Below are 14,200 nucleotides of genomic sequence, written 5' to 3' on the forward strand. Positions count from 1 at the left end.
CGGAACGACCCCTGCCGCTTCTCTGCCCCCTTCAGTCGCCCGCGGCGGCCCGCTGCCCGCCGGGGCCGGTGTAATCCTCCCCGTACGCCCCCTTCGCGGGCCTGCGGCGGCGCAGCGGCGGCTCGACGCCGTCGGCGAGCCTGCGGGCGGTGAGCAGGAAGCCGGTGTGGCCGATCATGCGGTGGTCCGGGCGCACGGCCAGGCCCTCCACGTGCCAGTTGCGCAGCATGGTCTCCCACGCCTGCGGCTCGTTGAAGTTGCCGTGCTCGCGGATGGACTCCACGGTGCGGGCGAGCTGGGTGGTGGTGGCGACGTAGGCGCAGACGATGCCGCCGGGCACCAGGGCCTTGGCGACCGCGTCCAAGCACTCCCAGGGTGCGAGCATGTCCAGGATGACGCGGTCGACCCCGGTGTCGGACAGGTTGTCCTGGAGGTCGCCGACGGTGAGCTGCCAGGCGGGGTGGGGGCCGCCGAAGTACCGCTCGACGTTCTGCCGGGCGACGTCGGCGAAGTCCGCGCGGCGCTCATACGAGTGGAGCATGCCGCTGTCGCCCACCGCGCGCAGCAGGAAGCTGGTCAGCGACCCTGAGCCGACGCCCGCCTCGACCACGCGCGCGCCCGGGAAGACGTCGGCGAACGCGAGGATCTGGCCGGCGTCCTTGGGGTAGACGACGGCCGCTCCGCGCGGCATGGACAGGACGTAGTCGGGGAGCAGGGGGCGCAGCGCGAGATACGGGACGTTGCCCGTGGTGCGCACGACGGTTCCCTCGGGGGCGTCGATCAGCTCGTCGTGCGGGAAGGAGCCCTTGTGGGTGTGGAAGGACTTCCCGGCTTCGAGCGTGAACGTGTAGTGGCGGCCCTTGGGGTCGGTGAGCTGTACCTGGTCCCCGACCTGGAAGGGCCCGCGGCGGCGGGCGGCACCGGTCGGCTCGGACATGCCGCTCACCCTACCGCCGGGGGTGATCAGGACTGCGGCCGGGCCATGGCGGCGACGAAGGCGCGCTCGACGTCGGCGGTGGCGAGGACGCCGTAGATGTGGCCGGTCTCCTCCAGCACGAGGTACTCGCTGTGGGGGCTCTCGCGCAGGTGCTCCAGCAGTTGTTCGCCCGTCAGCTCGGCGGAGAGCTTCATCTCGTCCGTGAGGTCCTGGGAGAGCGAGCTGACGGCCACCCAGGGGCGGCGGTGGGCGGGGGTCTGGGCGATGGCCGCGCCGCGGACGACCCCGGTGGGAAAGCCGCGGCCGTCGACGACCACGAGGGCGCGGGCGCCCGCGGCCTCGGCCCGGCGCAGCGCCTCGGAGAGCGGGGTGTCGGCGGTGACGGGGGCCGCCCGGCGGGTGAGGGCGCGGGCGCGCAGCTCGGGCAGCCGCTCGCGGAGCCTGGCCATGCGCAGGCTGTTGCCGGCGCCGGTCCAGATGATCGCGGCGAGGATCGCCGCCAGCAGGGCGTCGGTGACAGTGTCGACGCTGCCGGGGTCGGAGGCGCGCGAGTGCGTGAAGAGCGGCAGGCCGATGAGCGTCGCCACGGCCAGCGCGCGGCCCACCCAGGCGGCGACGACCGTGCCCGTCATGGGTTTGCCGCTGACCTTCCAGACCGCGGCGCGCAGCATCCGGCCGCCGTCCAGCGGCAGGCCGGGCAGCAGGTTGAAGACGGCGACGATCAGGTTGGAGATCGTGAGGGCGGCGAGGAGCACCGCCGGCACGGTGTCCTCCTCGACGAGCTGGAGGGCGCCGTAGAAGCCGCCGGCGAGGACCAGGGAGAGCAGCGGGCCGGCGAAGGCGAGCCAGAACTCGCGGCCGGGGGTCTCGGACTCCTTCTCGATCTCCGAGACGCCGCCGAAGAACTGCAACTGGATGCGGCGTACGGGCAGCTTGTAGTGGAGGGCGACGCGGGTGTGGGCCAGCTCGTGGACGAGGACGGAGGCGTAGAACGCGACGGCGAAGAAGAGCGCGATCACGTACCGCAGGGCGCCCAGCTCGGGCAGGATCCGTTCGAGCTGGCCGCCGAAGACCCAGGTGATGAGGGCGGCGACGAGGAACCAGCTCGGGGCGACGTACACGGGCACGCCGAAGGGGCGGCCCATGAGGATGCCGCCGCCGCGGCCGGGCCGATCGCCCCTGCGCTCCTCGCTCACGACTCCCACTCCTGCCCGCTCGCGGTGCCCGTCTTCCTTGCCCGCAGGTCCGGCCTGCATCGTATGCCGCCGGATGTCGGTCCCGGGCCCTAGGGTCGTACACCATGAGTACCCGCACCGACACCGGGAACCACCCCGCGGACCCCGTACCGCCGCCGCCCGAGGGGGACGGCGGGCCGGACGCGCCACGGGCCCCGGCGCCGCCCCAGGCGCTGTCTCCCTCCCGCGCGGCGGACTTCATGACCTGCCCGCTCATGTACCGCTTCCGGGTGATCGACAGGCTGCCGGAGAAGCCGCGCGCCTCCGCCGCCCGCGGGACGCTGGTGCACGCGGTCCTGGAGCGCCTGTTCGACGATCCTGCCGCCGAGCGTACGCCGCCGCGGGCGCGGGCGCTGGTGGCGCCGGCCTGGGAGCGGCTGCTCGCGGACCGGCCGGAGCTGGCCGAGCTCTTCACGGACGGTGACGAGGGGCGGCCCGGAGGCGCTGCCGGGAGCGCGGACGGGACCGGGGACGGCGGGGACGGCGGGGACGGCGGGGACGGCGGGGACGGCGGGGACGGCTCCGCGGCCGGGGCCGCGGAGCGGCTGGCGGAGTGGCTGGCCGGGGCCGAGCGGCTCGTCGAGCGGTGGTTCACGCTGGAGGACCCGGCGCGTCTGGAGCCCGCGGAGCGGGAGCTGTTCGTGGAGACTGTGCTGGCCTCCGGGCTGAAGCTGCGCGGCGTCATCGACCGGGTGGACGTGGCGCCGACGGGCGAGGTCCGCGTCGTGGACTACAAGACGGGCAAGGCGCCCCCGCCGGAGTACGCGGCGGACGCCCTCTTCCAGATCAAGTTCTACGCGCTGGTGCTGTGGCGGCTGCGCGGCAGTGTCCCGCGCCGGCTGCAGTTGGTCTACCTGGGCAGCGGCGACGTGCTGACGTACGACCCGGACGAGGCCGACCTGCGCGGCGTGGAGCGCAAGGTGCACGCCCTGTGGGAGGCGATCCGGCGGGCGACGGAGAGCGGCGACTGGCGGCCCCGGCCGGGCCGGCTCTGCGACTGGTGCGACTTCAAGGACTCCTGCCCGGCCTTCGGCGGCACCCCGCCCCCGTATCCGCTGACCGGCGTCGATCCCGGCCTGCCGCAGCCCCGCCCGGCCGGGGCCGGGGAGGGTGCGCAGGGCAGAATGGAGACCGCCTGACAGTCCGGTCCGGCCGAGGTAGAGGAGACCCTGTGGCCATCCGCGTCCTGCTCGTCGACGACCAGCCGTTGCTGCGCACCGGCTTCCGCATGATCCTGGAGGCAGAGCAGGACATCGCCGTGGTCGGCGAGGCCGGCGACGGGCTGCAGGCGCTCGACCAGGTCAGGGCGCTGCAGCCGGACGTGGTGCTGATGGACATCCGGATGCCCCGCATGGACGGTGTGGAGGCCACCCGGCAGATCACCGGCGCGGGCCGGGACGGGCCCGCGAAGGTGCTGGTCCTGACGACCTTCGACCTCGACGAGTACGTGGTGGAGGCGCTGCGCGCGGGGGCCAGCGGCTTCCTGCTGAAGGACGCGCCGGCCGGAGAGCTGGTGCAGGCGATCCGCGTGGTGGCCGCAGGGGACGCGATGCTCGCCCCGAGCATCACCAAGCGGCTGCTCGACAAGTTCGCCACCAAGCTGCCGACAGGAGAGCAGGACGTGCCGGACACCCTGGACACGCTCACCGAGCGCGAGGTAGAGGTGCTGAAGCTGGTCGCCCGCGGGCTGTCGAACGCGGAGATCGCCGCCGACCTGTTCGTGAGCGAGACGACCGTGAAGACCCATGTGGGCCACGTGCTGACCAAGCTGAGCCTGCGCGACCGGGTGCAGGCCGCGGTGTACGCGTACGAGAGCGGGCTGGTGCGCCCCGGCGGGTCCTGAGGGGCGTACCGGGAGCCCTTCCGTGCGCGGGCTCCCGGTCGCGTACCCCGGGTCAGTGCGGGCGGATCACTCCGAGCCCTTCGAGATCTCCCAGAAGCGGAAGACCGTCGAGGCGTCGAGCGTCCACTCCAGGCCGAGGATGTTCTCCCGGGCGGCCGCGTACTGCTTGCCCTGCCACAGCGGTATCACCGGCAGTTGGTCGGCGACGATGTCCTGCAGCTCGCCGTAGTCGTCGACCGTGGCCGTACGCTCCGACTGCGCGGCGGTCGCCGGTATCAGCTCGCTGGTGATCCGGCCCGGGTTGTAGTTGTTGGCCAGCACGTTGCCCTCGCCGAAGAACGGCGCGGTGAAGTTGTCCGGGTCCGGGTAGTCCGGCACCCAGCCCTTGACGTAGACGCCGTACGAGCCCTTCTCGACGCCCTTCTCGAACTCGTCCAGCGGCACCGACTTCACGTCGGCCTGGAAGAGGCCGCTGTCGTTGAGCTGCTTGGCGATCAGCTCGAAGGACGGCACCGTGCCGGGACCGTAGCGCTCGGGCGTGGCGTACAGCGTCACCCGGACCTTCTCGTCGATGCCCGCCTCGCGCAGCGCCTGCTCGGCCCTGGACGGGTCGGGGCGGTCGCCGTAGGTGTCGTAGAAGGCGGTGTTGTGGCCGGTGATGCCGGCCGGGACGATCGAGTACAGCTCCTCGGCGGTGCCCTCGTAGACCTCGCGGACCAGCGCGTTGCGGTCGATGAGGTACGCGAACGCCTTGCGCACGGCGGGGTCGCCGGCGACCGGGTCGTCCATGTTGAAGACCAGGTGCTGCACCTCGGCGCTGGTGCCCTCGACGAGCTGGATCTTCTGGCCGGCGCCGGCCTGGTCCTGCAGCTCGGCGATGTCCTTCATCGCCAGGCCGCGGTAGGCCAGGTCGATGTCGCCGCTCTCCAGGTCCGCCTTCAGCTTCTCGTCGCCGCCGGTGCCGCCGTAGAGCTTCAGCGTCATCCCGGAGTTCTGCACCTTGGCGGTGCCCTTGTAGCCGGAGTTGACGGAGAACTTGGCTTCCTTGCCCTCCTGGTAGGAGTCCAGCTTGTACGGTCCCGAGCCCACGGCCTTGCCGTCGTCGCGCAGCTTGTCCTCGGGGTAGGACTCGCTGTCGACGATCGAGCCGGCGCCGGAGGCGATCTTCATGGGGAAGGTCGCGTCGGGGTAGTCCAGCCGGAACGTCACGGTCAGCTCGTCGGGCGTCTCGATGTTGCCGACCGAGTCGAGCATGACCGCGGGGCCCGCGGGGTCGTCGATGCCGATGGTGCGCTCGAAGGAGAACTTCACGTCCTCGGAGGTGAGTTCCGAGCCGTTCGAGAACTTCAGCCCGTCCTGCAGCTTGCAGGTGTAGACGCGGCTGTCGGCGTCCTCGAAGGCGCACTCCTCGGCCGCCTCCGGTTCGGGCTCCGTGGACCCCTTGGGGAAGCTCAGCAGGGACTGGAAGACGTTGTTGAACACCAGCCAGGAGCCGACGTCGTAGCCCGCGGCGGGGTCGATGGCGCTGACCTCGTCGGTCATCCCCATCACGACCGCGTCGCCGGAGCCGGCCCCCGATCCGGAGTCCGAGCCGCAGCCGGCAGCGAGCAGTACGGTGGCCATGGCGGCGCCGAGGGGTGGGGCGAGCCGCTGGACAGCCTTCTTCACGTGTGTGGGTTCCTTCACTCGGGTCGGATCTCTGCCCGGCGCGGCACCGCCGGAGGCCCCTACTCGCTCAGCCCGCGCCGCAGCTCCCAGAGCTGCAGCGTCGACGACGAGTTGAGCGCCCACTCCGCCCCCGTGACGGTGTCGCGCGCCGCGATGTACTGCTTGCCCTGCCAGAGCGGAAGGTACGGGACGTCGCTGGCGAGCACGTCCTGTATCCGCTCGAAGCTGTCCGTCGTGCGCTCCCGCTGTGCCTCCTGGCGGGTCCGCGGGATCAGATCCTCGATGACGGAGCTGTCGTAGTTGTTGAAGGTGAAGTTCTCCTCGCCGACGAACGGCCCGGTGAACGTGTCGGGGTCGGGGAAGTCGGGATACCAGTGCAGGCCGTAGACGGCGTACCTGTTCTCCGCGTAGTTCTTCTTGTACGTCTCCCAGGTGTCGCCCTTGATGTCGGCGTCGAACAGGCCGGACCTGTTGAGCTGGTCGCGCAACTCCTCGAACTCGGCCTTCGTCGTCTCGCCGTAGTGGTCGGTGGTGTAGTTCAGGGTGAGCTTCACGGGTGTCTCGACACCCGCCTCCCGCAGCAGTTCGCGGGCGCCGCCGGCGTCCGGACGGTCGCCGTAGGCGTCGTGGAACGCGGTGTTGTGGCCGACGATGCCGCGCGGGATCATCGCGTACAGCGGGTCGACGGTGCGCTGGTAGACCTCGCGGGCGAGCTTCGTCCTGTCGATCACCTCGGCCGCGGCCTGGCGTACGGCCCGGTCCTTCACGGTGGGGTTCTCGACGTCGAAGACGAGGTAGGCGATCTCCGCGCCCGGCGTCTCGAAGAGGCTGACGTCGCCGTCGGTGCCCTCGTCGAGGCGGTTGATCTGCTCCGGCTTCAGGCTGCGGCCCATCACGTCGATGTCGCCGCCCGCGATGGCGTCCTCCATGCTCTTGGAGGTGCCGAAGTAGCGGACCTCGACCGCGTCGTTCTGCGGCTCGACCTCGCCCTTGTAGTCGCCGTTGCCGGTGTAGACGGCCTTGGTGGCCACGTCGTCGTCGTGCTCCACCTTCAGGCTGTACGGGCCGGAGCCGGCGATCTCGAAGCCCTCGTAGAGCTTGTCCTTCTCGTAGACCTGGCTGTCGACGATGGCGGCGGCGGGGGTGGCGAGCTTGAGAGGGAACGTTGCGTCAGGCGTCTTGAGGTGGAAGACCACGGTCAGCGCGTCCGGAGTCTCCACCGTGTCGACGTTGGCGAGCAGCGGGAACGGGCCGTTGGGGTTCTTGATCTCCAGCATCCGCTCGATGGAGAACTTCACGTCCGCGGCGGTGAGGTCGTGGCCGTTGGTGAACGTCAGGCCGTCGCGGAGCGTGCAGCGGTACTGCTCGCTGAGCCGGTCGGCGAAGACGCACCGCTCGGCGGCGTCCGGCTCGGGCTCCGAACCCGTACGCGGCATCCGCATCAGCGTCTGGAAGGTGTTCTGCAGGATGTTCCAGGAGTTGATGTCGTACGCCGTGGCGGGGTCGAGCGGAGCCGGGTTCTCCTTCGTCAGCTCCAGCCTGTCGGTCGTACCCACCACGATCGCGTCGTCGTCTCCGCCGGAGTCGCCCACCACGCCGCAGGAGGTGACGACCGGGACGAGCACACCCAGCAGCGCGGGCAGCACCAACGACTTACGAATCATGGTCGACTTTCTCCCTCAGGCGTCCCCGGAGAGATTAGCCGGAGCACCCAGCCGGGCTGGGTGGCAGGGAAGTTGAGAAGAAATCACATGCCGATTACGCCCGGCGTCTTTCCGATAACCGGACGCGGGAACAATGACCGCGAACCCCGACCAAACCGGGCACAGGGAGGCACCTCGGGAGAGCCTCGGGACCCGTCCAGCACAGTTCCGCACCCCTGTCGAGAGGCGCGCACGTGAGAAAGCTCACCCTGTCGAATCCGCGCCCGGTGACGGCAATGGGGTAACGGCTTTCGTCACGCAAAATACATGAACCGCTGCGCGGAGTTTCCCAAGCGCTTTCTCAGTGGAGGCGCTCGACTACGGAGCGGAGAAAGGGGAGATCGACTTCTGCGAGGGAACGCACCAGGTGCCGTCCGGGCGCGGGCTCGATCGGTGCCACCGACGGCACCGCCACGACGGCGCAGCCGGCCGCCTCCGCCGCCGTCACGCCCGTCAGGGTGTCCTCGATCACCGCGCAGTGCCGCGGGTCGGCCCCGAGGGCGGCCGCGGCGTGCAGGTACGGGTCGGGGTGCGGCTTCGTACGCGGGATCTCGTCGCCGGCCACCGAGAGGTGGAACTCGTGGCCGAGCGAGCGCAGCACCCGGTCGATGATGCGCCGGTGGGAGGCGGAGACGAGGGCCGTGGGCACGTCGTGCGCGGCGAGTTCGGTGAGCAGCCGCCGGGCGCCGGGCATGAGCGGCACGTCGCCGTCGACCAGCTCCTCGAAGCGGGTGTTGAGGCGCACGGTCAGCTCCGGCAGGCCGATGTCGGCGCCGGTGGTGGCGATGAGGTACGCGGCGCTGCGCGACATCGGGCCGCCGACGACGACCTGGCGCTGCTCCTCGGTCAGCTCGTGGCCGAACTCGGCGAAGACCGAGACCTCGGCGGCCCACCAGAAGCCCTCGGTGTCGACCAGGGTGCCGTCCATGTCGAGCAGTACGGCCTGCGGCGTCGTACCGCGGAGGGACCGCACCCGGCGTTCCCGGGCGGTGTCCTGGGCCGTTCGGGTGCCTTCAGCGGGAATGCTGCTGGTCATCCGCTCACCTCCCTCGAAGGGGCGCAAAGGCCGGCCGCCAGAAGCGACCGGCCTGTTCCGGACCGACCAGTGTAAGCCGACTGTCCGGAAAGCGCCCGTGGAGACCGTTCGGGGTGTTTTTACGGCGATGCCGGGGCGCCGGCGGGGGCCGGGCGCCGGCGGCGCTCAGCGGGCGTTGAAGTACTTCGCCTCGGGGTGGTGGATGACGATCGCGTCCGTGGACTGCTCCGGGTGGAGCTGGAACTCCTCGGAGAGCTTCACCCCGATCCGCTCCGGCTCCAGCAGCTCGGCGATCTTCGCCCGGTCCTCCAGGTCCGGGCACGCGCCGTAGCCGAGCGAGAACCGGGCGCCGCGGTACTTCAGCGCGAACATGTCCTCGATCTCCGCCGGGTCCTCGCCGGCATAGCCCAGCTCGGCGCGGACCCGCGCGTGCCAGTACTCCGCCAGCGCCTCGGCGAGCTGTACGGAGAGCCCGTGCAGCTCCAGGTACTCGCGGTAGGAGTCGGCGGCGAACAGCTCGGCGGTGGCCTCGCCGATCTTCGAGCCGACGGTGACGATCTGGAAGCCGACGACGTCCGTCTCGCCGGACTCCTCCGGCCGGAAGAAGTCCGCCAGGCACAGCCGCCGGCCGCGCCGCTGCCGCGGGAAGGTGAAGCGGGTGCGCTCGGCGCCGTCGTCGCCGAGGACGATCAGGTCGTCGCCCTTGGAGACGCAGGGGAAGTAGCCGTAGACGACGGCCGCCTCCAGCAGGTTGCCGGTCTGCAGCCGGTCGAGCAGCCCGCGCAGCCGGGGCCAGCCCTCGGTGGCGACCAGGTCCTCGTACGACGGGCCGCCGCCGCGCGGCGCCTTCAGCCCCCACTGGCCCTTGAAGAGCGCGCCCTCGTCCAGCCAGGAGGCGTAGTCCGCCTGCTGGATGCCCTTGACGACCCGGGTGCCCCAGAACGGCGGGGTGGGCACGGGGTTGTCGGTGGCCACGTCGGAGCGGGCGGGAGCCTCCTCGTCGGCGGCGGCGGGCGCCGGGGTGGCGGCGCGTACCCGGCGGGGGCGCAGCTCGGGCAGCTCGGCGCCGGGGACGCCCCGCTTGACGCCGATGAGGGCGTCCATGAGCCGCAGGCCCTCGAAGGCGTCACGGGCGTAGCGGACCTCGCCCTCGTAGACCTCGTGCAGGTCCTGCTCGACGTACGCGCGGGTGAGCGCGGCGCCGCCGAGGATCACCGGGTAGCGGGAGGCCAGCCGGCGCTGGTTCAGCTCCTCCAGGTTCTCCTTCATGATCACCGTGGACTTCACCAGCAGCCCGGACATCCCGATCACGTCGGCGGCGTGCTCCTCCGCGGCCTCCAGGATCGCCGAGACGGGCTGCTTGATGCCGAGGTTGACCACGGTGTAGCCGTTGTTGGAGAGGATGATGTCGACCAGGTTCTTGCCGATGTCGTGGACGTCGCCGCGCACGGTGGCCAGCACGATCGTGCCCTTGCCCGAGCCGCCCTCGCCGTCGTCGATCTTCTCCATGTGCGGCTCCAGATAGGCCACCGCGGTCTTCATCACCTCGGCGGACTGGAGCACGAACGGGAGCTGCATCTGCCCGGAGCCGAACAGCTCGCCGACGACCTTCATGCCGTCGAGCAGCGTCTCGTTGACGATCTCCAGCGCCGGCCGCTCGGCGAGCGCGGCGTCCAGGTCGGCCTCCAGGCCGTTCTTCTCGCCGTCGATGATCCGCCGCTTCAGCCGCTCCTCCAGCGGCAGCGCGGCCAGTTCCTCGGCCTTGCCGGCCTTCATCGACTTGGTGTCGACGCCCTCGAAGAGCTCCAGCAGGCGCTGCAGCGGGTCGTACGCGGGCTCGTCGCCCTCGGCCGGGCGGCGCCGGTCGTAGATGAGGTCCAGGCACACCTGCACCTGCTCCTCCTCCAGCCGGGCGATCGGCAGGATCTTGCTGGCGTGCACGATCGCCGAGTCGAGGCCGGCCTTCACGCACTCGTCGAGGAAGACGGAGTTGAGCACGACGCGGGCGGCCGGGTTGAGGCCGAAGGAGATGTTCGACAGCCCGAGCGTGGTCTGCACGTCGGGGTGGCGGCGCTTGAGCTCGCGGATCGCCTCGATGGTGGCGACGCCGTCGCCGCGGGACTCCTCCTGGCCGGTGCAGATGGTGAAGGTGAGGCAGTCGATGAGGATGTCGGACTCGTGGATGCCCCAGTTGCCGGTGAGGTCCTCGATCAGCCGCTCGGCGATGGCGACCTTGTGCTCGGCGGTACGGGCCTGGCCCTCCTCATCGATGGTGAGCGCCATCAGGGCGGCGCCGTGCTCGCGGGCGAGCGTCGCGACGCGGGCGAAGCGGGACTCGGGGCCGTCGCCGTCCTCGTAGTTGACGGAGTTGATCACGGCCCGGCCGCCGAGCTTCTCCAGGCCGGCGCGGATCACGTCGACCTCGGTGGAGTCCAGCACGATGGGCAGCGTGGAGGCGGTGGCGAACCGGCCCGCGAGCTCGGCCATGTCGGCGGCGCCGTCGCGGCCCACGTAGTCGACGCAGAGGTCGAGCATGTGGGCGCCCTCGCGGATCTGGTCGCGGGCCATCTCCACGCAGTCGTCCCAGCGGCCTTCGAGCATGGCGGTGCGGAACTTCTTCGAGCCGTTGGCGTTGGTGCGCTCGCCGATCGCCAGGTACGAGGTGTCCTGCCGGAACGGCACCGTCTGGTACAGCGACGCGGCCCCCGGCTCGGGGCGGGGCGTGCGCTCGCCCGGCTGCAGCTCCCGTACCCGCTCGGTGAGCTGCCGCAGGTGCTCCGGGGTGGTGCCGCAGCAGCCGCCGACCAGGGACAGCCCGTACTCGCGGACGAACGTCTCCTGGGCGTCGGCCAGTTCGCCCGGGGTGAGCGGGTAGTGGGCGCCGTCCTTGCCGAGCACCGGGAGGCCGGCGTTGGGCATGCAGGACAGCGGCACCCGGGAGTGCCGGGCGAGGTAGCGCAGGTGCTCGCTCATCTCGGCCGGCCCGGTGGCGCAGTTCAGCCCGATCATGTCGATGCCCAGCGGCTCCAGCGCGGTGAGCGCGGCGCCGATCTCGCTGCCGAGGAGCATGGCGCCGGTGGTCTCGACGGTCACCGAGCAGATCAGCGGCAGGTCCACGCCGGTGGCCGCCAGCGCCCGGCGGGCGCCGAGGACGGCGGACTTGGTCTGCAGCAGGTCCTGGGTGGTCTCGACGAGCAGCGCGTCGGCGCCGCCGGCGATCATGCCCTCGGCGTTCTGCTGGTACGCGTCGCGCAGCGTGCCGTACGCGATGTGGCCGAGGGTCGGCAGCTTGGTGCCCGGGCCCATGGAGCCGAGGACCCAGCGCTGCCGGCCGTCGCCCGCGGTGTGGGCGTCGGCGGACTCGCGGGCGATGCGCACGCCGGCCTCGGAGAGCTCGAAGATCCTCTCGGCGATGTCGTACTCGCCGAGGGCGGCGTGGTTGGCGCCGAAGGTGTTGGTCTCGACGCAGTCGACGCCGGCCGCGAAGTACTCGTCGTGCACGGAGCGCACGATGTCCGGGCGGGTGACGTTGAGGATCTCGTTGCAGCCTTCCAGCTGCTGGAAGTCGTCGAGCGTGGGCTCCTGCGCCTGGAGCATCGTGCCCATGGCACCGTCGGCCACCACCACGCGGGTGGCGAGGGCCTCGCGCAGTGCGTCGGCGCGGGTCTGCTGGCTGGCGGCGGGCTGGGACGGCTGCGAGGCCATGGGGATACTCCCTCGTGTGCGACGGCTGTCGGCTATGCGCGGCCCGCGGGGGCCGGTGCACGGGCCAAGGGTATCGGCCGGAGCCGGTGCGGCGCGGGCTGTCCCACGACCCGGACGGTGCAGGTTTGCGGGGTTTTCCGGCAGACTCGGGCACGATCGGCACGTCCGGGGTCTTCCCCGACCGCTCCCCTGCGGCGGAACAATGACCGATACTGTTCAGCATTGTCGAACTCCCGGTCTCGTTGAGGAGGATCTTCCGTGGCACGGAACATCCAGTCGCTCGAGCGAGCGGCTGCGGTGCTGCGCCTGCTGGCCGGAGGAGAGCGGCGCCTGGGCCTGTCCGACGTCGCCTCGACGCTGGGCCTGGCCAAGGGCACGGCGCACGGCATCCTGCGCACGCTGCAGCAGGAGGGCTTCGTCGAGCAGGACCCGGTCTCCGGGCGGTACCAGCTCGGCGCCGAACTGCTCCGCCTGGGCAACAGCTACCTGGACGTGCACGAGCTGCGCGCCCGCGCCCTGCCCTGGACCGACGACCTGGCCAGGGCCAGCGGCGAGAGCGTGCACCTGGGCGTGCTGCACCACCAGGGCGTGCTCATCGTCCACCACGTCTTCCGGCCCGACGACAGCCGGCAGGTGCTGGAGATAGGCGCCATGCTGCCGCTGCACAGCACGGCGCTGGGCAAGGTCCTGTGCGCGGTCGACCCGGTGGCCCACGCCGAGGCCGCGGAGGGCGACCGCAAGGCGCTCACGCCCGCCACGGTCACCGAGGCGGCGGACTTCGAGCGGATCCTGGAGCTGACCCGGGCCCGCGGCTGGGGCTCCGACGTCGAGGAGACCTGGGACGGCATCGCGGCCGTCGCCGCGCCCGTACGGGACCGCCGCGGCATGCCCGTGGGCGCCGTGGGCGTCACCGGGGCGGTGGAGCGCGTCTGCCCCGGCGGCGAGCTGCGGCCGGAACTGGTGGCCGCGGTGCGCGACTGCGCCCGGGCGGTGGCCAGGGACCTGGGCGCCGGGCGCTTCTGACCGCGCGGGCCTCCTCCGACTGGCCGATTCCCCGTTTTCCCGCCACCGGGCCTTGACGCGCCTGTGACGTGGCGGAACACTGCCGTGCACCGGTCGGCATTGTCGAACACCTAACGATAATTTTGACGTAGGGTGTTATGCGCGGACCGGATTCCTTGTACGGACCAGCCAGGACAAAGGAGTCGCAGGATGGACCCGTCCAATTGGGACATATTTAGCGGCGAGGTGCTCGGGACGGCCTTGCTGATCGTTCTCGGTGGCGGTGTGGTCGCCGCCATCACCTTCAAGAAGTCCAAGGCCCACCAGGCAGGCTGGGTCGCGGTCTCCTTCGGCTGGGGTCTTGCGGTCCTCACCGGCGCCTACGCGGTCGCCGGTGTCTCCGGCGCCCATCTGAACCCCGCGGTGACCCTGGGGCTCGCCATCAAGGGCGACACCTCCTGGAGCGACGTCCCGCTGTACCTCGCCTCCGAAATGCTCGGCGCCATGATCGGCGCCACGTTCGTGTGGCTCGCCTACTACGGCCAGTTCCACCACCACCTGACCGACAAGGAAGTCATCGGGCATCTGGAGAACGCGGACCAGAAGGCCATCGAGGCCCATGAGAAGGGCGCGGGACCGGTGCTCGGCGTCTTCTCCACCGGCCCCGAGATCCGCAACGTCGTGCAGAACGTGATGACCGAGATCATCGCCACCTTCGTCCTCGTCATCGCCATCCTCACCCAGGGCCTCAACGACGCGGGCAACGGGCTCGGCACGCTCGGCGTGCTGATCACCGCGCTCGTCGTCGTCAGCATCGGCCTCTCGCTCGGTGGCCCCACGGGCTACGCGATCAACCCCGCGCGCGACCTCGGGCCGCGCATCGTCCACGCCCTCCTGCCCCTGCCCAACAAGGGCGGCTCCGACTGGACCTACGCGTGGATCCCGGTCGTCGGCCCGCTGATCGGCGGCGCCGCCGCCGGCGGTCTCTACCAAGCCGTCTTCGCCTGAGCCGGACGTCCCGCCCGCCCGCCGGGCGGGACGGCACTGGCCACCACCTCGACCCACGCCGAA

Annotated in this window: 10 protein-coding genes; 4 read left to right on the top strand and 6 right to left on the bottom strand. The window is 71.3% G+C overall.

Going from position 1 to position 14,200, the window contains the following annotated elements; all coding sequences use genetic code 11:
- Positions 1-31: 31 nt before the first annotated feature.
- Both DMB38_RS04005 and DMB38_RS04010 read right to left on the bottom strand, forming a co-directional pair.
- Positions 32-937 carry a tRNA (adenine-N1)-methyltransferase gene (locus tag DMB38_RS04005; protein WP_125933971.1) on the bottom strand — a complete coding sequence of 302 codons (906 nt, stop codon included), beginning with the start codon at positions 935-937 and terminating at the stop codon, positions 32-34.
- A gap of 26 nt (positions 938-963) precedes the next feature.
- Positions 964-2,133 (bottom strand): site-2 protease family protein, encoded by a 1,170-nt coding sequence (locus DMB38_RS04010; RefSeq protein WP_125933972.1) that lies wholly within the window; start codon positions 2,131-2,133, stop codon positions 964-966.
- Between the two features lie 104 nt (positions 2,134-2,237).
- Here DMB38_RS04010 and DMB38_RS04015 point away from each other — a divergent pair, with 104 nt between their 5' ends.
- Positions 2,238-3,311 carry a PD-(D/E)XK nuclease family protein gene (locus DMB38_RS04015; RefSeq protein WP_125933973.1) on the top strand — a complete coding sequence of 358 codons (1,074 nt, stop codon included), beginning with the start codon at positions 2,238-2,240 and terminating at the stop codon, positions 3,309-3,311.
- 32 nt (positions 3,312-3,343) lie between these two features.
- Positions 3,344-4,015: a response regulator transcription factor gene (locus DMB38_RS04020; protein WP_018836882.1), complete on the top strand. Its 672-nt coding sequence runs from the start codon at positions 3,344-3,346 to the stop codon at positions 4,013-4,015.
- A gap of 66 nt (positions 4,016-4,081) precedes the next feature.
- On the opposite strand, the gene DMB38_RS04025 is transcribed toward DMB38_RS04020, so the two are convergent.
- The 4 genes from DMB38_RS04025 to metH form a co-directional block, all read right to left on the bottom strand.
- Positions 4,082-5,683 (bottom strand): ABC transporter substrate-binding protein, encoded by a 1,602-nt coding sequence (locus DMB38_RS04025; RefSeq protein WP_125933974.1) that lies wholly within the window; start codon positions 5,681-5,683, stop codon positions 4,082-4,084.
- 59 nt (positions 5,684-5,742) lie between these two features.
- On the bottom strand, positions 5,743-7,347 hold the full coding sequence (locus tag DMB38_RS04030; protein WP_164715919.1) for an ABC transporter substrate-binding protein: 1,605 nt from the start codon (positions 7,345-7,347) through the stop codon (positions 5,743-5,745).
- A gap of 340 nt (positions 7,348-7,687) precedes the next feature.
- Positions 7,688-8,422, bottom strand: a complete 735-nt coding sequence (locus DMB38_RS04035; RefSeq protein WP_125933975.1) for an HAD family phosphatase — start codon at positions 8,420-8,422, stop codon at positions 7,688-7,690.
- A gap of 165 nt (positions 8,423-8,587) precedes the next feature.
- A complete protein-coding gene (metH, locus tag DMB38_RS04040; protein WP_125933976.1) occupies positions 8,588-12,127 on the bottom strand; it encodes a methionine synthase in 3,540 nt (1,179 codons plus the stop codon).
- Positions 12,128-12,385: 258 nt separating this feature from the next.
- On the opposite strand from metH, the gene DMB38_RS04045 reads away from it, so the two are divergent.
- On the top strand, positions 12,386-13,150 hold the full coding sequence (locus DMB38_RS04045; RefSeq protein ID WP_125933977.1) for an IclR family transcriptional regulator: 765 nt from the start codon (positions 12,386-12,388) through the stop codon (positions 13,148-13,150).
- 189 nt (positions 13,151-13,339) lie between these two features.
- Positions 13,340-14,137, top strand: a complete 798-nt coding sequence (locus DMB38_RS04050; RefSeq protein WP_125933978.1) for an MIP/aquaporin family protein — start codon at positions 13,340-13,342, stop codon at positions 14,135-14,137.
- The last annotated feature ends 63 nt before the right edge of the window (positions 14,138-14,200 follow it).

This window comes from Streptomyces sp. WAC 06738 (genome assembly GCF_003945505.1).
Lineage (GTDB): Bacteria > Actinomycetota > Actinomycetes > Streptomycetales > Streptomycetaceae > Streptomyces.

Bases quoted from the DNA above. Each gene is read 5' to 3' on its own strand.
- DMB38_RS04005 (WP_125933971.1), bottom strand. From the start codon at position 937: ATGTCCGAGCCGACCGGTGCCGCCCGCCGCCGCGGGCCCTTCCAGGTC.
- DMB38_RS04015 (WP_125933973.1), top strand. From the start codon at position 2,238: ATGAGTACCCGCACCGACACCGGGAACCACCCCGCGGACCCCGTACCG.
- DMB38_RS04030 (WP_164715919.1), bottom strand. From the start codon at position 7,347: ATGATTCGTAAGTCGTTGGTGCTGCCCGCGCTGCTGGGTGTGCTCGTC.
- DMB38_RS04035 (WP_125933975.1), bottom strand. From the start codon at position 8,422: ATGACCAGCAGCATTCCCGCTGAAGGCACCCGAACGGCCCAGGACACC.
- metH (WP_125933976.1), bottom strand. From the start codon at position 12,127: ATGGCCTCGCAGCCGTCCCAGCCCGCCGCCAGCCAGCAGACCCGCGCC.
- DMB38_RS04050 (WP_125933978.1), top strand. From the start codon at position 13,340: ATGGACCCGTCCAATTGGGACATATTTAGCGGCGAGGTGCTCGGGACG.